At 65.0% G+C, this 17,714-nt stretch carries 16 protein-coding genes; 10 read left to right on the top strand and 6 right to left on the bottom strand.

Annotated elements, in window-relative coordinates:
• Positions 1-145 precede the first annotated feature (145 nt).
• Complete coding sequence (locus DOM66_RS07835; protein WP_110689786.1) at positions 146-1,330, bottom strand: S-(hydroxymethyl)glutathione dehydrogenase/class III alcohol dehydrogenase; 1,185 nt, start codon at positions 1,328-1,330, stop codon at positions 146-148.
• Between the two features lie 254 nt (positions 1,331-1,584).
• Between DOM66_RS07835 and DOM66_RS07840 the strand changes: the two genes are divergently transcribed.
• The 10 genes from DOM66_RS07840 (at position 1,585) to DOM66_RS07885 (ending at position 11,153) form a co-directional block, all read left to right on the top strand.
• On the top strand, positions 1,585-2,676 hold the full coding sequence (locus tag DOM66_RS07840) for a CobW family GTP-binding protein (protein ID WP_110689787.1): 1,092 nt from the start codon (positions 1,585-1,587) through the stop codon (positions 2,674-2,676).
• Positions 2,677-3,083: 407 nt separating this feature from the next.
• Positions 3,084-3,974: a transketolase gene (locus tag DOM66_RS07845; RefSeq protein ID WP_110689788.1), complete on the top strand. Its 891-nt coding sequence runs from the start codon at positions 3,084-3,086 to the stop codon at positions 3,972-3,974.
• Positions 3,971-4,981 (top strand): transketolase family protein, encoded by a 1,011-nt coding sequence (locus DOM66_RS07850; RefSeq protein ID WP_110689789.1) that lies wholly within the window; start codon positions 3,971-3,973, stop codon positions 4,979-4,981. The genes DOM66_RS07845 and DOM66_RS07850 overlap by 4 nt, the downstream gene beginning before the upstream one ends.
• A gap of 62 nt (positions 4,982-5,043) precedes the next feature.
• Positions 5,044-6,051: a TRAP transporter substrate-binding protein gene (locus DOM66_RS07855; protein ID WP_110689790.1), complete on the top strand. Its 1,008-nt coding sequence runs from the start codon at positions 5,044-5,046 to the stop codon at positions 6,049-6,051.
• 15 nt (positions 6,052-6,066) lie between these two features.
• Positions 6,067-6,630, top strand: a complete 564-nt coding sequence (locus DOM66_RS07860; protein WP_110689791.1) for a TRAP transporter small permease — start codon at positions 6,067-6,069, stop codon at positions 6,628-6,630.
• Positions 6,627-7,886, top strand: coding sequence for a TRAP transporter large permease (locus DOM66_RS07865; RefSeq protein ID WP_110689792.1), 1,260 nt, complete (start codon positions 6,627-6,629; stop codon positions 7,884-7,886). Before DOM66_RS07860 ends, DOM66_RS07865 begins: the two co-directional genes overlap by 4 nt.
• Before the next feature lie 9 nt (positions 7,887-7,895).
• Complete coding sequence (locus DOM66_RS07870; RefSeq protein WP_110689793.1) at positions 7,896-8,804, top strand: NAD(P)-dependent oxidoreductase; 909 nt, start codon at positions 7,896-7,898, stop codon at positions 8,802-8,804.
• The gene (locus DOM66_RS07875; protein WP_110689794.1) at positions 8,801-9,634 is read left to right on the top strand and encodes a sugar phosphate isomerase/epimerase family protein; all 834 of its coding nucleotides are present in this window, start codon (positions 8,801-8,803) and stop codon (positions 9,632-9,634) included. Before DOM66_RS07870 ends, DOM66_RS07875 begins: the two co-directional genes overlap by 4 nt.
• A gap of 17 nt (positions 9,635-9,651) precedes the next feature.
• Positions 9,652-10,404, top strand: a complete 753-nt coding sequence (locus tag DOM66_RS07880) for an SDR family NAD(P)-dependent oxidoreductase (RefSeq protein ID WP_110689795.1) — start codon at positions 9,652-9,654, stop codon at positions 10,402-10,404.
• Between the two features lie 53 nt (positions 10,405-10,457).
• Entirely contained in the window at positions 10,458-11,153 is a 696-nt protein-coding gene (locus DOM66_RS07885; protein ID WP_110689796.1) for a FadR/GntR family transcriptional regulator, read from the top strand.
• A 476-nt stretch (positions 11,154-11,629) separates the two neighbouring features.
• Here DOM66_RS07885 and DOM66_RS07890 read toward each other — a convergent pair whose 3' ends face one another.
• The 5 genes from DOM66_RS07890 to DOM66_RS19540 form a co-directional block, all read right to left on the bottom strand.
• Positions 11,630-13,447, bottom strand: a complete 1,818-nt coding sequence (locus DOM66_RS07890; protein ID WP_110689797.1) for an ABC transporter permease subunit — start codon at positions 13,445-13,447, stop codon at positions 11,630-11,632.
• Entirely contained in the window at positions 13,437-15,077 is a 1,641-nt protein-coding gene (locus DOM66_RS07895) for an ABC transporter substrate-binding protein (protein WP_245392390.1), read from the bottom strand. The genes DOM66_RS07890 and DOM66_RS07895 overlap by 11 nt, the downstream gene beginning before the upstream one ends.
• A complete protein-coding gene (locus tag DOM66_RS07900) occupies positions 15,074-15,829 on the bottom strand; it encodes an ABC transporter ATP-binding protein (protein WP_245392391.1) in 756 nt (251 codons plus the stop codon). Before DOM66_RS07900 ends, DOM66_RS07895 begins: the two co-directional genes overlap by 4 nt.
• 236 nt (positions 15,830-16,065) lie before the next feature.
• Entirely contained in the window at positions 16,066-16,911 is an 846-nt protein-coding gene (locus DOM66_RS07905; protein WP_245392392.1) for an ATP-binding cassette domain-containing protein, read from the bottom strand.
• A gap of 523 nt (positions 16,912-17,434) precedes the next feature.
• Positions 17,435-17,707, bottom strand: coding sequence for a contact-dependent growth inhibition system immunity protein (locus tag DOM66_RS19540; RefSeq protein ID WP_157959019.1), 273 nt, complete (start codon positions 17,705-17,707; stop codon positions 17,435-17,437).
• Between the last annotated feature and the right edge of the window lie 7 nt (positions 17,708-17,714).

A 17,714-nucleotide genomic window follows, 5' to 3' on the forward strand; every position in this document is an offset into this window, starting at 1 on the left:
AGGCTCGCCTCGCACGGCCTGGCGAAAGCGCATGACCGGTAGTGACTCGTCGGGCAGAAACAGAAGGCCCACGTAGGCAACGACAACGCCCGACTCTGAAGAGCCGGGCGTCCCTGCGACCTTGGGCGGAGCAAAAGCGCCGTGATCAGGCGGGCTCGGGGGTTTTCTTGTTGTCGCCGAGGGTCACTCCGGGTAGATCGCCGGTCATCGTCTCCTGCGGCTGGTAGTGGATCACCGAGCGGATCGCCTCACCGCGGTGGAGCAGATCGAACGCCGTGTTGATGCGGTCGTGTGTCATGTTGTGGGTGATGTAGGGGTCGACGTCGAAGCGCCCCGAGAGCCACTCGTCGACCATGCCCGGCAGCTCCGAGCGCCCCAGCACGCCACCGAAGGCGCTACCGCGCCAGACCCGCCCGGTGACCAGCTGGAACGGCCGCGTGGCGATCTCCTCGCCGGCGCCGGCGACGCCGATGATGATGCTCTCGCCCCAGCCCTTGTGGCAGCACTCCAGTGCCGCGCGCATCAGGCGCACGTTGCCGACACACTCGAAGGAGAAGTCGACACCGCCATTGGTCATGTCGATGATCACTTCGTGCAGCGGCTCGGGGTGCTCGTTCGGATTCAGGCACTCGGTGGCGCCCAGCGACTCGGCCAGGGCGAACTTGGCCGGATTGACGTCGATCCCGATGATCCGCCCCGCGCCCTGCAACTTGGCACCCTGGATCACCGCCATGCCCACCGCGCCGAGGCCGAAGACAGCGACGGTATCCCCCGGCTGTACCTTGGCGGTGTTGCGCACCGCGCCGATACCGGTGGGCACCGCACAGCCCATCACGCACGCCTTGGACAGCGGCGCCTCGGGGTTAATCTTGGCCACCGCGATCTCCGGCAACACGGTGTACTCGCTGAAGGTGCTGGTGCCCATGTAGTGGCGCAGCATCTTGCCCTTGTAGGAGAAGCGGCTAGTACCGTCCGGCATCAACCCCTGCCCCTGGGTCTTGCGAATCGTCTGGCACAGGTTGGTCTTGCCGGACTGGATATAGGGGCAGTTGGGGTCTTCCGGGGTATAGAGAGGGATGATGTGATCGCCTGGCGCGACCGAGGTCACGCCCTTGCCGATCTCCTCGACGATACCCACGCCCTCGTGCCCCAGCACGCAGGGGAAGAGCCCTTCGGGATCGCGCCCCGAGAGCGTGAACATGTCGGTGTGGCAAAGGCTGGTGGTGACGATTCGGACCAGCACCTCGCCCGCCTTGGGCCCCTCGAGGTCGATCTCTTCGATCTCCAGTGGGCGATTCGGCTCCCAGGCAATGGCGGCGCGCGTTTTCATGAGGACCTCCGTCAACGGAAAAGTGAGGCAAGGTCGCAGTGACCCTGAGTCGTGACTGTGAATAGCGACGTTGAGTCGAGACTTGGCGTAGTGGCCTTGAAGGCATCACGCCGGCGGGCCGACACGCTACACTCGTGACGATACCGGCACGTTCAATTTAAGATACGTTATAACATAACATTTAGATCGCGCTATCGGTTTCCGACAGAAAGCTTTCCCTCGACGACATTCACTCCTTTTCTGGTCCGCCTGCCATGCCCAAGACTGAGACGACCCCGATCCCCGTCACCCTGCTGACCGGCTTTCTCGGCAGCGGCAAGACCACCCTGCTCAATCGTCTGGTCCGCCAGCCCGACATGAACCGCACCCTGGTGATCATCAACGAGTTCGGCGAGATCGGGCTCGATCACCGCCTGTTCAGCACCACCGACGAGACCGAGGTGGTGGCGCTGGAGAGCGGCTGCCTGTGCTGCACCATCCGCGGCGACCTCGCCCGCACGCTGCGCGATGCGCCCTGGCGCTATGCCCGGGAGGGTCGGCGCCAGTTCGACCGCGTGGTGATCGAAACCACCGGCCTGGCCGATCCGGCGCCGATCCTGCACACCCTGATGACCGAGCCCAGGCTAGTCGGCCAGTACCGGCTCGACGGCATCGTCACCACCGTCGATGCCGTCCACGGTAGCGCCACCCTCGACCACCACCCGGAAGCGCTCAAGCAGGCCGCGGTGGCCGACCGCCTGCTGCTGACCAAGGCCGACCTGGCGCCTCTAGAGGCGCTGGCAGCCCTCGCCCGGCGCCTGGCCGAGATCAACCCGGGGGCCGGCCAGCGCCAGGTGGTCCAGGGCGAGATCGAAGCCGTCGCCTTGACCGGGCTGGGGCTGATGGGGGAAGACGGTACCCGCCCCGATCTCGCCCGCTGGATCGACGCCTACGCCCAGCCACCGAGTCTGGCCGGGCTGGCCTTCAGTGCCGGCCCCACGGCTGCCGGGCCACTGCTCACGCCGGTGGGCAGCGACGCATCCGATCCCGCCCGGGACCCCAACCGCCACGACGACCGCATTCGCGCCCACTGCTTCACCCTGGACGCACCGATCGAACTCGGCCGCTTAGAGGCGTGGCTCGAGCTGATGACAGCGCTGATGGGCGAGAACATGCTGCGCATCAAGGGCATTCTCAACCTCGCCGGGCGCGAGCGCCCCACCGTGATTCACGGCGTGCAGCACATCTTTCACCCGCCGGTGGAGCTCGACGCCTGGCCCGATGACGACCGCCGCTCGCGACTGGTGTTCATCACCCGGGATATCCCGCGCGAATCGCTGGAGAGCGTGCTGGTGGCGGTGAGCTAGGCACTGCCTGACAGTCGACGCGCGCAGGTAGCCGTCAGACAGAACCCGAGAACGCCTCGTGGTACCGACCTCGTCTCGGTGCAGCGAGACGTTCCCGTCTCACGCCTGTCGACAGCCAAGATTCTGATAATGGTTAACCATTAGTCTCGATCAGGTCGTGCCCGGTTATTAAGATCATCTCCCGATACGCCCTTCCCGCGGCAAGCCGTGTGATTCCCGCCACCTCCATAAACTCTTGATAAAAAGAGCATATTTACTCTCAACGGCAAGATTTTCTGCTGTCTCTATCTTGGGTGAGTCGGGCGGCCAGCCCTGTGCGATTGCGCCCCTGCGACCAAAGTCGGTCTTCTTTTCACTGCAGGCCCTCATTACCGTGAATTGGTCAACCAATTTACGGAATCCATTCTATGCAGCCGGCTACCCACCGCGTGATCGCCCCCACCGATATCACCGCCCTTCGACGACACGCCTATCGAATCCGTCGCCATGCGCTACTCATGGGAGAAGTGCAGGGCCAGGGTTACGTGGGTCAGGCGCTGGGCATCGCCGACGTCCTCGCGGTCGCCTACTTCCGTGCCATGAATCTGCGCGCCGACGACCCCGAGTGGGAAGCGCGCGATCGCTTCCTGCTGTCGATCGGTCACTACGCCATCGCCCTCTATGCCGCGTTGATCGAGGCGGGCGTCATCAGCGAGAGCGAAATCGAGAACTACGGCAGCGACGACAGCATGCTGCCGATGTCCGGGATGGCGGCCTATACCCCCGGCATGGAGATTACCGGCGGCTCCCTGGGCCACGGGCTGGGGATCGGGGTCGGCATGGCGCTCGGCCTGAAGCGCAAGCAGAGCCATTCGCGCATCTTCAACCTGCTCTCCGATGGCGAGCTCAACGAGGGCTCGACCTGGGAGGCCGCGGCCTCGGCCGCCCACTGGAAGCTCGACAACCTGGTCGCCATCGTCGATGTCAACGATCAGCAGGCCGACGACAAGTCGTCGAGCGTACTCGGCTACGAACCCATCGCCGACAAGTGGCGCGCCTTCGGCTGGACCGCGCTACGGGTGAACGGCAACGACATCGCCGCGCTGGTCGAGGCCTTCGATAGCGCCCTGGAAAGCGCCGACGGCAAACCCTGCGTCATCATCTGCGACACCCTGATGGGACGCGGCGTGCCGCTGCTCGAAAACCGCGACAAGACCCACTTCATCCGCGTCGACGAAGACGAATGGCGCATTGCCCTGAAACAACTCGACGATACCTACGCCACGCCATCCGACGCCGCAGGGAGCGAGCACTCATGACTACCCAATCGCGACTCAAGACATCGGCGATGATCGCATCGCTGGCGGCAGAGGGTCAGCCGACCACCTCAGCGCCTTTCGGTCACGCCCTGGTCGAGGCGGCCGCGGCCGACGAGCGTATCGTCGGCATGACAGCGGATCTGGGCAAGTACACCGACCTGCATGTCTTTGCCCAGGCCTATCCCGAGCGCCACTACCAGATGGGGATGGCCGAGCAGTTGCTGATGAGTGCCGGGGCCGGCATGGCGCGGGAGGGTTTCATTCCGTTCGTGACCACTTATGGCGTCTTCGCGTCGCGCCGAGCCTACGACTTCATCTGCATGGCGATCACCGAAGAGAGACTCAACGTCAAGATCGTCTGCGCACTGCCGGGCCTCACCACCGGTTACGGGCCGAGCCACCAGGCGACCGAGGACATGGCGATCTTCCGCGGCATGCCGAACCTCACCATCGTCGACCCCTGTGACGCGGTGGATATCGAGCAGGCTACCCACGCCATGGTCGCCCATGATGGGCCGGTCTACCTGCGTCTGCTGCGTGGCAAGGTTCCCCGCGTGCTCGACCGGTTCCCGGACTACCACTTCGAGATCGGCAGGGCCCGCAGACTCATGGATGGCGAGGACGCCCTGATCATCTCCTCCGGACTGATGACCATGCGTGCCATCGAAGCCGCCGATCTCCTCGCCGAGCGCGACATGCACGTCGGTGTTCTGCACTCCCCTACTATCAAGCCGCTGGATGCGCAAACGATTCTCGAGGAGATCCAGCGTCATCCCCAGCGCCCCGTCTACGTGGCGGAAAATCACTCCGTCATCGGCGGGCTGGGCGAGAGCGTGGCCGCTCTCTTGATGAATGCCGGCGTACACCCGGAGTTCCACCAGATCGGGCTGCCGGATGCGTTTCTCGACGCCGGCGCACTGCCCACCCTGCATGACCGCTATGGCATCTCGACCCAGGCAGTGGTGAAGACCCTGGCGTCCCGCATCTCACTCACGCACGCCAGCTGAGCCGGCACGCGCCATAGCGAGGCCTTCACCACGTCCCGTCAGCAACCATGAGCGCAACGACAATGATTAAAGCGATTCTGAAAGCGATCCCGACATCGATCCTGCAAACCACGGCCCTGACTGCCGCTCTCGCCACCGCCATGCCGTCGATGGCGGCGCAAACCCTGCAACTGGCCCACAATGCCGCCGAAGGCAATCCCAAATGGGAAGCCTCCGAGCGCTTCGCCAAGCTCGTCGAGGAGGGCACCCACGGCGAGATCCACGTCGATGTGGGCGGCAACGCCCAGTATGGCGACGACATGGAAGCGCTGACCCTGATGCGCATGGGCAGCCTGGCGTTCAGCGCCAACAGCCAGGGCCCGGTAGCGAGCATCGTCCCGCAGTTCTCCGTGCTGGGGCTGCCGTTTCTGTTCGATTCGTTGCCCACCGCCTGGAAGGTGATGGATGGCGAGGTCGGCGACGAACTCAAGCAGTTGGCGCAGCAACATGGGCTGGTCCTGCTGGCGCTGTGGGACAACGGCATCCGTCACGTCAGCAACAATGTCCGGCCGATCGAGACGCCCGCTGATCTGAAAGGGCTGAAGATCCGTACGCCACCGGACGAGATGACCGTCGATATCTTCGATGCGCTGGGGGCGACGCCAACCCCGATGAACTTCTCCGAGCTCTACATCGCGCTACAGCAGGGAGTGGTGGATGGCCAGGAGAACCCGCTGATGAACATCTATTCGTCGAAGCTCTATGAAGTGCAGAAATATATCTCGCTCACCGGACACAAGTACGAGTCCACCCCGCTGCTGATGAGCAAGATCGTCTGGGACGGCCTCTCGCCCGAGCAGCAGCAGGTCATCCAGAACGCCGCCATCGAAGCCGGCAAATACAACCGCCAGGCCTCGCTTGCGGCCGACAAGGAACTCCGCGCGAAGATGGAGCAGGCGGGGGTGACATTCAACGAGGTGGATCAGGCACCGTTCATCGAGGCGACACACGGCGTCTACGACGCCTGGCGGCAGAAGTATCCGAAGATGGTCGACATGGTCGTCGAAGCCGCGAAAGCCGCGTCACAGTAAACGGGAGCGTTCGCCATGTCTGATGTCATCGCAGGAAGGCATGGCGAGCCGGGGCATCCCGGTTCGCCCCTGCTGCGCCTCAAAACCGCGATTCATCACCTGTTCAAGTGGCTCGGCATTCTCTCGCTGCTGGTGATGTTCGCCACGCTGCTGGCGGCCGTGTTCGTGCGCTACGTGTGGGAGACGAACCTCGACTGGACGTCGGAAGTGCCCAACATCCTGTTTCCGTGGCTCACCATGTGCGCCATCGTCGCGACCGCGGCCAAGAACGAGCATATCGGAATCGAGGCGGTGGTCGAACGGCTGCCGCCGCCGCTGCGACGCGTGATCGGTCTCGCGACCAATCTGCTCGCGGTCGTCGCCTTCGCACTCATCGCCTGGCACGGGCTGGATGTGGTCGCGATCGCGGGCAGCCAACGCCTGCCCATTACCGGCGTCGCCATGTCGTGGTCCTACTGGTCGGTCGTCGTCGGCTTCGCCGGCCTGGCGCTCGTATCCCTGATCAACGTGCTCGTCGCGCTCGACCGCCGGGTACCGATCGCCGAGTCGCTGGCGACCCACGGGGAGGAAGCCTCATGACGGTCAACATGTTGATCTCCTTCGTTCTGCTCATGCTGATGGCGATGCCGGTGGGCTACTCACTGGTGATCAGCGGCTGGACGGCGCTGTCGGTATTCGGCTCGATGCCCTCGAGCATGGTGGTGATGAAGATATTCCAGCCGACCCAGAGCTTTCCGCTGCTGGCGATCCCGTTCTTCGTGCTCTCCGGCAGCCTGATGATGTCCGGCAAGCTGGGGCAGCGCCTGGTGGCACTCGCTTCGATGCTGGTCGGCAAGTACCCCGGCGGGCTCGGCCAGGTCAATGTGGTCGGCTCGACGATCTTCGGCGGTGTGTCCGGCTCTGCCGTCGCCGAGGCGTCGGCGCTGGGCTCGATGCTCATCCCGTGGCAGAAGAGAGAGGGCTACCCTGGCGCCTTCGGCGCTGCGGTCACCGCCTCGTCGTCGGTCATCGCTGGCCTGATGCCGCCATCGATTCCGCTGATCCTGTTCGCCACGGTCTCCAACGTCTCCATCGCGTCGCTGTTCATTGCCGGCGTGCTGCCGGCGCTGATGCTGGCGATAGGGATGATGACCGCCTGCTACGTGACCGGAAGACGCCGCAACTTTCCCCGACTCACGTTGAAGTACACCGCACAGGAGGTCAGAAGCACCCTGATCACCGCGCTGCCCGCCCTGCTGATGCCGGTGATCATTCTGGTGCTGCTGCGCACTGGTATCGCCACGCCCACTGAGGTCAGCATCATCGCCGTGGCCTACGCGCTGGTCGTCAGCGCCCTGATCTATCGCGACCTGACCCTCGCCCGCGTGGTCGGCGCGCTCTCGGGCACGGTGGTGACGACCGGCATGGTCATGCTGATCATCGCTGCCGCCAACATCATCGCTTATATCCTGACCAGCGGTGGTGTGCCCCAGGCGGTCGCCCAGTGGGCGGTGGGCACCCTCGGCAATCCGATTCTGGTCATTCTGGCGATCAACCTCCTACTGCTGTTCATCGGCATGTTCCTCGATCTGCCGGCCGCCATCCTGCTGCTGGGGCCGACCCTGGTCTCGATCGCCAACGCCATCGGCATGGATCTGGTCCAGCTCGGCATCATCATGTGCGTGAACCTCAGCATCGGGCTGTTCACTCCCCCCATCGGCACCACCCTGTTCGTCGCCTCGGCCATTGCCCGGGAGCGCATCGGCGCCGTCGTGCGCGAACTCATCCCGTTCTATCTCGTCGCGATCGCCGTGCTGCTGCTCATCTCGTACGTGCCCGCACTGATCCTTTACTGAGGAACCAAGATGAAAAGAGTCGCTGTTGCAGGATTGGGCGCCATGGGCTGGCCCATGGCCGAGAACCTCGTCCAGGCCGGGCTGGACGTTGTCGGTCTGGACGCACTGAGCGAGCGCGCCGACGCCTTTCACCGCCAAACGCCCGGCAGAGACGGCGGTATCGACAGCGTCGAGGCGCTGGTGATCATGGTCGTCAACACCGAGCAGATTCGCTCGCTGCTGTTCTCGGATGCCCTCGTCGCTGGCGGGCTGGTGTCCCAACTGCCCGCGGACACCTGCATCGTGCAGATGTCCACCGTCGCGCCAGCCGATGCCGCAGCGCTGGCCGCCGAGGTCGCGGCAGCGCGGACGGATCTTCACTATGTGGATGCCCCGGTATCGGGCGGCGTCGTCGGGGCAAAAGCCGGCACGCTCAGCATCATGGCCGCCGGCGATGCGCCATCACTCGCGCGCTGTCGTGTGCTGTTCGACATCCTCGGCCAGGCGATCTTCGAGGTCGGCGATCGCCCCGGGCAGGGCGCAGCCATGAAGGCCGTCAACCAGCTACTGTGCGGGGTGCATATCGCGGCGGCGGCGGAAGCGCTGGCGCTGGCCGAGAAGAGCGGCATCGATCGGCAGATCGCCCTCGAACTGGTTCAGGGGTCGGCGGCGTCGAGCTGGATGCTGCGCGATCGCGGCCCGCGAATGGTCGAGCCGCCGGGAGACGTCACCAGCGCCATCGATATTTTCTGCAAGGACCTGGGCATCGTCTGCGATGCCGCAGGTTCATCGCGGGCGTACATCCCCCTCGCCCATAGCGCGCATCAGCTCTTCGTCGCCACGGCCGAGGGGGGCGAAGGCCGCCTGGACGACAGCCAGTTGATTCGCACCTATCGCCGGCTCAACGGCTGCGATCCCGAGGGAGGCAGCCAGGCATGAGACCGCTCTCGTTTTCCGTCAGCACGGCGGCCTACGACGGTTACGGCTTCGACCGCATTCTGGCTTCCCTGGCCCGCTGCGGCGTGCGAGACGTCGAGTTCGCCTTCATCGACGGCTACGTGGAGGCGTTCACCGATGCCGACCTGACCCTGACGCTCGCCGACGACCTGTGTCGCGAGATGCGCGCTTTCGATCAGTGTTGCCGCTACTTCTCCGGTCATATCGACCTCGGCCTCGACAACGCCCCGGAGCGACTCGAAGCGCGCTGCCGATTCGCCGCGGCACTCGGCGCCGAGTGCGTCATCACCAATGCCGCGACCCTCGGCAACCGGGCACGATTTCTCGCCCACGCAAAACGGCTCAGCCGTATCGCACGCCACCATGGCGTTCGCATCCTGCTCGAGAACCCCGGCAACGGCGAATCGAACATGCTCGATCACGCCGGCGATATCCCGGCGCTGATGGCGATGCTCGATGACGATACCTTCGGCATCAACTACGACTGCGGCAACCTGCTCTCTCACCAGCCCGAGCGCCACCCCGAGTCGGACATCGAGCAAGCCCTGCCGCTAACGGATCACTTCCATATCAAACCCTGTCGTCGCAGGGCTTCCGGGTACGACTTCACCGAACTCGGCGACAGCGATATCGACGAGGCCCGCGTGCTACGCGCCCTCATGGCCGCCGAGCGGCCTTTCTCGCTGGAACTTCCCTTCCGGCTCCATCGAGACCGCCAGGCGCAACCCTGGCGGGACAGGAGTCCACTGCCTCTCGATCTGATCGAGGAAAAACTCGGCCGTTCCCTCGAATGGCTCGACAACCTTCAATGATGCCTGGAGATACCCTCATGCTTCTCGACAACAAGATCTGCCTCGTCACCGGCGCCGCCGGTGCCCGTGGCATCGGCTTGAAAACCGCTCGGCTGTTCCACGACCACGGGGCGAACATCGTCATCTCCGATATCGACGAATCGGCCTGCGAAGCGGTACGGCAGGCGTTCGACCCCGAGCGCTGTCTCGTGGTGGTGGCCAATGTCACCCGCCGCGACGAATGCCGCGAGGTGGTGGCGCGCGCGCTCGAACGATTCGGCAAGATCGATGTGCTCATCAACAATGCCGGTATTACCCAGCCGGTGAAGTTCGAGGAGATCGATCCCGAGGGCTACGACCGCATCCTCGACGTCAATCTGCGCGGTATGCTTTACATGTCCCAGGCCGTGGTACCGCACATGAAAGCAGCGGGCGGCGGCTCGATCGCCAACACCTCCTCGGTTTCCGCCCAACGCGGCGGCGGCATTTTCGGCGGACCCCACTACAGCGCCGCCAAGGCCGGCATGCTGGGTCTGGGCAAGGCGATGGCCCGCGAGCTGGGACCCTTCGGTATTCGCGTCAATTCGGTGACGCCCGGGCTGATCGATACCGACATCACCGCCGGCAAGTTGACCGAGGAGATGAAGGCCCCGATCCTCGAGGGGATTCCGCTCAAACGACTCGGCCTGCCCGACGATGTCGCCAATGCCTTTCTCTTCCTGGCCAGCGAGCTGTCGAGCTACATCACCGGTGCCACGATCGACGTGAACGGCGGTATGCACATTCATTGACATGCTAAGCTGCCGCCGACCTCTTTCGACCGACGGCAGCGATTGGAACGCCCATGAGCGAGATTGACTCCGGCCTGCTGGCCAAATTGCACGACTTCGTTTCGGTATCGGAACTATCCCGCGATGGGCGCCTGAAACTGCCACCGGAAAGAACGCTGTGCGAGCGATTCTCGATGCATCGCTCATCGGTCAGGAATCTGCTGTCGGTGCTCCAGAGCCTGGGATTCATCGAACGCCGGCAGGGTTCGGGCACCTTTCTGAGAATGCCCGAACCCGTCTTCATCCAGCTCTACTTCGAACTGGCCCTGAAGTTGAACTACATCTCTGTCGATCACATGGAAATGGCGCGGGAAATGTTCGAGCGCGAGATCGTCCAGGCCGCGACGACGCATCACAACGCCCAGGAGCTGGAAAAACTGGAACGGCTCTGCGAGCGTATCGTCACTACCACGGATATCAACGACGGTCTCCAGGCCGACTACGAGTTCCATGAACAGCTGGCGATCATGGCCGGCAATCCCGCCATTCTGATCATTTTCCAGGGACTCTCGTCGGTGCTCAAGAAAGTGCTCCACCACCGCCGTGTACTGGCGCGCCAATCCCCTCAGTCGCAGAAGAAGACCAACGAAACCCATATCGCCATCGTCGCGGCGATCAAGGCGAGAGATCCCGATCTGGCCCGTCAGGCCATGTTCGACCACTTCGAAACCTGGAACCAGCAGACGATGCGATCCTATGCGGGTAGCTGAGCCCCACCTGCCAGAGCGCGATATGCCGGCAGGCAGCGACAAGACGCCAGCCACGACAAAGGGTGATCCCCCTCACTCCTGACTGACACGCCTGTTTTCCCAATCTTCACGTTGCGTCGCACTCTTCACATCGCACCACACTGTCATTGGCAACAGTAGTCGCGTGACTCTGCATGCCGACTCACCCCACTCCGCTTCCCATCGATTTTCATGGTTCGATCACTCCGCGGTATTCAACCCAATAGCCACAGCCACTCAAGACATTGGCCACTCAAGACATTGGCCGCTTAAGACATTGACCGAACCCAGTTCCGGCAAGTCTGCGAAACGGTTTGATCATCCAGCTCGACATCGCCACTTCCTCGGCGGTAGAGATCACCATGAACGATTGTCAGTGGCAGTCACGTAAAAACGCCCCGCGTCACNNGGTGACGCGGGGCGTCGAGTCCGGCGAGGATCGGGGTTGCCGCAGTTATTCAGGCCAGCGCTGGCGCTACTCCCCGCGAACGCGAACGCCACCGCGGCAGCGACCCGGCACTGGAGAGCGAGACCGCCAGGATCGACATCAGTACCAGCGCCAGCGCGGGCACCAGCACCGCCCAGGGCGCGCGTTCGATATAGGGCAGACTCTCGGCCAGCAGCAGCCCCCACTCCGGCGCCGGTGGCCGTGGCCCCAGCCCGAGAAAGCCCAGCGCCGCCAGCGCCAGCGCGGTGCCCGGCAGACGCAGCATGGCGTGGCGAAACACCGGGCCGACCACCGCCGGCAGCAGATAGCGGGTGAGCAACCGCAGCCGCCCCACGCCGAGTATCGGGGTGATGCGCACGTGCGGCTGGCCCAGCGTCTCGGCCACCAGCGCCGCGGTGTGGGCCGCCAGCGGCGCCCAACTGACCAGGGTGACCGCGATCACCGCACCACTGGCGCTCGGCCCCATCAGGCCGGCGACGATCAGCCCGGCGATCACCGGCGGGGTGGCATTGGTGATCTCGATCGGCCCCGCGGCGAGGCGCGGCATCAGCCCGATCGTCATCCCGAGCAGAAAGCTGATGCCCACCGCCAGCAGCGCCATTCCCATGGTCGAGAGCGCGCCCTGGCTCACCCGCGCCAGGATATCGCGACCGATACCGTCGGCCCCCAGCGGCAGTGCCAGGCTCGGCGGTTGCAGCCGCAGGTAGGCCGAACTCAGCGGATCGCGCCCCAGCCCTGCGATGATGATCAGTGCGAGCGCCGCTGCCGCGAGGGCAGGTATCAGCCAGCGCCAGCGCCCGGGATGCGCTGGCGCCATCGCCACCGGCACCGCGCCGGCACGCAGCGTGCGCCCCAGCAGCAGTGCCCGGCACAGGTTGGCGCTACCACCGAGCACGATGGCAATGACGATCAGTATGAGAATACCGGTCTGCAGCGCGGGTAGATCCTGCGCCGAGGCCGCACCCAGGGTGGCCCGCCCGATCCCGGGAATGGAGAACACCTGCTCCACCGCGATCGCACCACCGGTCAGCCCCACCATGACCAGACCCACCTGCGGCAGCAGGCTGGGCAAGGTGCGCTGGATCGCCGCCAGGGCGATACGCCGGCGCGCAAAGCCAGCCACGTGCCAGGTCACCACCCAGCGCTCGGAGAACGCCGCCGTCAGCGCATCGCTGAACAGACGCCCGAGCAGACCACCGCCCGGTAGGCCGAGGGCCACCGCCGGCAGGATCAGATGGCGCCAGTCACCCCAGCCATAGGGCGGCAACCAGCGCAGCCAGGCAGCGAATACCACCAGCAAGAGCGCCGCGAGCAGAAACTCCGGCAGCGCGGTGAGCGCCGCCCCCAGCGCGCCGGAGGTGGGTACCGCCTCACCGACTAGCCCGCGCTTGAGCGTCGGCAGGCAGATCGACAGGGCGATCACCAGCGCCACCCCCAGCGCAGCCGCCATTAGCGTCAGCGAGACCTGCGCTGCCTGCAGCATGCCCGGTAGCACCGGGGTGCCGGAGATCCAGGAGACACCGGCATCGCCGTGCGCAAGCCCGCTCAGCCAGTGCCCCAGTTTCTCGTACGGCCCCATGGCGAGGCCGAGCTGGGTACGGATGGCGTCCAGCGCCTCGACGCTAGGATTCTGCTCACCGGCCCGGGCACGCAGGATGCTGAGTGCCGGATCGCGCCCGGAGAGCCACGGCAGCAGCCCCACCAGCACCACCACGCCGGCCAGCGTCACCAGCCGCGATAGTGTCGGCAACAGACGCTGCCACGCACCCCAGCGCCACGCTACCCCGGCAGATCGTGGGATCACGCTCAGCGGCTGACTAGTGGGCATCGGCTGCCTGAACGAAGTGGGTGTGCTCGTTGATCAGCTCGCGCTCGCGCGGATCACGCACGGCATCGACCACACGGACGGACTCGCCCTGGATCACCCGCTCGTGGAGCATGGGAATCGCAGCATCTGCTTTCAGGATCTCGGCTTCGGCAGCGATGATCGCCTGGCGACGCTCGGGGCCCGGCGGCAGATCGCCGGCCTTGGCCAGCGCCGCATCGATCTTGGGGTCGCACAGCTGGGCGATGTTGAACGAGCCCGCGCAGGAGAAGTCGCTGAACATGTAGGCGACCGGATCGCCGGAGTCGAGCAGGGTCGCCCGCGACAGGATGAAGGCGTCGAACTTGCCCGCCAGCATGTCGGATTCGATGTGCGCGTACTGGCGCACCTCCTGCTGGGCATCGAAGCCCGCCGCCTCGAGCTGCTGTTCGAGCAGCACCGCCACTTCCGGCAGCTCGGCACGATCGGTGAAGGTGCCCAGCGTGATGCGGGTCCCGTCCGGCTCGGCGGCCGCGGTGCGCTGGGTCAGCGGCTGGCGCAGCTCGCTCGCCCAGGCCAGTGCCGGGCCCAGCAGCCCTTCGGCGACGTCAGCGCGACCTTCGTAGACGGTGCGCACGATGGCACCACGATCCAGTGCCTCGCGCGCCGCCGCACGCAGGGCCGGATCCTGGAACGGCCCGGAGACGGTATTGAGATAGAGGGTGTTGGTGCGCGGCATCGGCACTTCATGTATCAGCGACGGATCGATCAGCGCCACCTGCGAGACCGGCACCGCCTCGACCACATCCGCCGTACCGGTACGCAGCGCAGCGCCACGGGCAGTGCCATCGGGCACATAGTCGGCATCGATGCCAGCGAGTTCGGCGCGCTCTCCCCAGTAGCCGTCGTAACGCTCGAGGGTGGCACCCTGAATGCCGTTGATCTCGGTGAGTACGAAGGGCCCGGTGCCCGCACGGGTGGGATCGACGTGGCCCGCCTGGGCGTAGGCTCTCGCCGCCATGATCGCCAGCTGCGGGCTGGATAACCGGTTGGGCACCAGCGGGTCGGCATCCGCCGTACGCACGATGACGGCGTTCTCGCCGTCGGCCTCGATGTGCATCTCGACACCGTCGAGAATGCGCGGCTTGGGTACGGCCTGGGTAGCGGCGGTGAGCGAGGCCACTACCTGCCCGGCGGTCAGCGCGGTGCCGTCATGGAAGGTCACGTCCGGGCGGATAGTGAAGCGCCAGGTCTGGGGGTCGAGCTGCTGCCACTCGGTGGCCAGAAACGGCTGGGGGTCGCCATCGGCATCGAGTCGAATCAGCGTCTCGGCGGTGCTCCAGCGCGACAGCTTGAAGGCGTCGTCGGTGAGCGGATTGAGCCCGGAGCGCGGCGGCTGCAGCATGGCGACGCGGAGGCGCTGATCCTGCATCTGCGTCTTCTCGGAAGCCTCGTCGCGCGCCGCCGAGGTCTCCTCGTCCTGCCCGCAGCCGGCGAGAAGAGAGAACGACAGCACCATCAGCGGCAGCGTCAGGGCACGCCGCAGCAGGCTGACCGGGTGGCGTGTGGCCGAGGCGCGCCGGGGCGTCGCCAGCATCGAGGAAGCGCGCAGCGTCGCAGCGGTGCCGAAAGTCGCAGTGGCAGGGAAGGTCACGAGGGGATCTCCTGGGTCGTGGGGCGGCGCCCGGCAGCCTCCGAGGGCGGTACGGGCGTGGACAAGGCGGTAGAAAAAGTCGTGGCAGCGCGCAGCAGCGCTGCGGTATGCGCCTGGGCGGGCTGGCGGAACAGTGCCGCCGTGGGGCGATCTTCGATGATCGCACCGGCATCGAGGATCAGCGTGCGCTGGCACAGCCGACACACCACCGAAAGATCGTGGGAGATCAGCAGCAGGGCGATGCCAGCGTCATGATTGAGCGACTTGAGCACCTGGGTGACCTTGGCCTGGACCGGCAGGTCGAGCCCGCTCAGCGGCTCATCCGCCAACAGCAGCCGGGGCCGCACCGCGATCGCCCGGGCGATCGCCACGCGCTGCGCCTGCCCGCCCGAGAGCGACTCGGGGCGCCGCTCGAGAAAGCTGCCATCCAGCCCCACCTGCGCCAGCGCCTCGCTCACCCGCCGCTGGTGATCGCCATCGATACCCAGATGCACCAGCGGCTCGCGCACCAGTTCGCGGACCCGCATACGCGGATCGAGGGAGGCAGCAGGGTCCTGCGGGATGTACTGCACCACCCGGCGGTACCAACGCAGCGCGCGCACCGAGCCGGGCCGAATGCGCCGACCCTGGCACCAGATCTCGCCGCTGTCGGCACGTGCCAGCCCCAGCATCAGATTGAGCAGCGTCGACTTGCCCGCCCCGGAGACCCCGGCGAGACCGATCAGCTCCCCCGGGCGGATGGCTAAATCCACCGCCTTGAGGATCGGCTGCCGCTCGCGCCGCCAACCCCAGCGCCGTGGCCCGGCCAGCCAGCGGCTCAGCCCGCTGACGCGCAGAAGAGAGCCATCAGCGTTTAGAGAAGCGCCATCAGCGTTTAAACAAGAGCCATCAGCGCTAAGGAGAGAGCCGTCGGCGTTTGGAGAAAAGCCATCGGCGTCCGGGCGAACGCCCTCGCCGCGTCTCGCCGGGAGGCAATCGTCGAGGAGACTCATCGCGCCCCCACCACAGCATCGGCGGGGCAGACGTCCGCTGCCGCCAGCATCTCGGGCGATATTTCGGCACTGCGCATCGCAGCCACCAGCTCGCGGGTGAAGCGCTGCTGAGGTGACGCGACCAGATCCGCCAGCGGGCCACTCTCGATCATCCGCCCCTGCTCCAGGATCACCGCGCGCTGACACAGCCGGCTGGCCGCCCCCATGTCGTGGGAGATGAACAGCAGCGCGGGCTTCCCGGCGCCACCGGTGGTCTCGTGCAGCAGCGTCAGCACCTCCGCCTGGGTCAGCGCATCGAGCGCCGTGGTCGGCTCATCGGCCACGATCAGTGACGGCTTGCAGGCCAATGCCAGCGCCACACAGACCCGCTGGCGCTGGCCACCGGAGAGTTCAGCGGGCGAGCGCGTCAACAGCTCGGTGGCCGCCGTAAGGCGCATGCGCGTCAGCAGCTCAGCGGCAGCGGCCCGTGCCGCCCGGCGCGAAAGCCCGTGGAAGCGCACGAACGGCTCGCTCAACTGGGCGCCCACGCTCACCAGCGGGTTCAAGGCCGCCTGGGTGTTCTGGAACACCATGCCGATGCGCAGCGCTCGCGGGCGCCGGGTCGCCGCCACACCAGCGACCTCATGTGCGCCGAGGCGAATGCTGCCGCCGACGCTTGCCGTGGAGGGGGTGATACCGAGGATCGCCGCCGCGGTGAGCGACTTGCCCGAACCCGAGGGGCCGATCAGACAGACGCGCTCACCGGCACCGACGGTGAAGTCGAGACCATCCACCACGCGCTGCGCGCCGAGGCGCACCGACAGATTGTCCACCCGCAACACGGGCTCATTGGGCTCGGGCACCACGCCACGCTCCTGCAGGAAAGGCCTAGAAGCGCGAAGTTATAACATAACGATTTAGAGATGCGCTATGGCTGCGTAGGGCGATGGCAGCTGGCACGGATTCAGCGTTGAAACGGGGGAGGGAGCCGACGCCTTCTCACCTTGGTATCGGGCCTGGCGAAATGCGTACCGAACATTATCCGGGCCGCCGAGATGATTTTCGTGGCCAAGGCAAAGGGCATCGTTCAACGGCCCCCTGGGGACCAACTTATGTGGTGGCGACGGAAGTGGGATCGGTGGTATCACCCATGACTCCCTGGGTGACGGCGGCGACGGCCGCACCGCGCAGACTGTCTGCTTGACAAGATATCGCTAAAGGTATCACCCAAGTTGCTCAGACATAGGCCTATGAAACCTAGGATATCTGTGATGTAACGGTATCCACCTTCGCCAAAACCTTACCATCTCCATACAAAACGATATCGTTAAGAGCCCCATTCCACAGAGCATAGAAAGAACTTTGACTACAGTAATATCAAGATCATTACCTGCCCAACATCTCTAACGCTTTGTCTATCCATTCAGAAACAGACATACCTTCCGACTCTGGTTTAAAATTACCTCCCAGCTTATTTATTGTATCCTGTGGCAAGTCACCTCTATCTTGAAGCCCTTTGAGAGCCTCAACCAACTCAACTACAGACTCATCCGGCTCGGCATTTGCAAAATCTACAACAGCATCAAGGGATGTTTCATAATCATCACGCCAATCCTGATGAAAATAAGCCTCAAAGAAGTATTCAAATATTTCGCTCACTTAATTT

Source organism: Salinicola endophyticus, from assembly GCF_003206575.1.
Taxonomy (GTDB): domain Bacteria; phylum Pseudomonadota; class Gammaproteobacteria; order Pseudomonadales; family Halomonadaceae; genus Salinicola; species Salinicola endophyticus.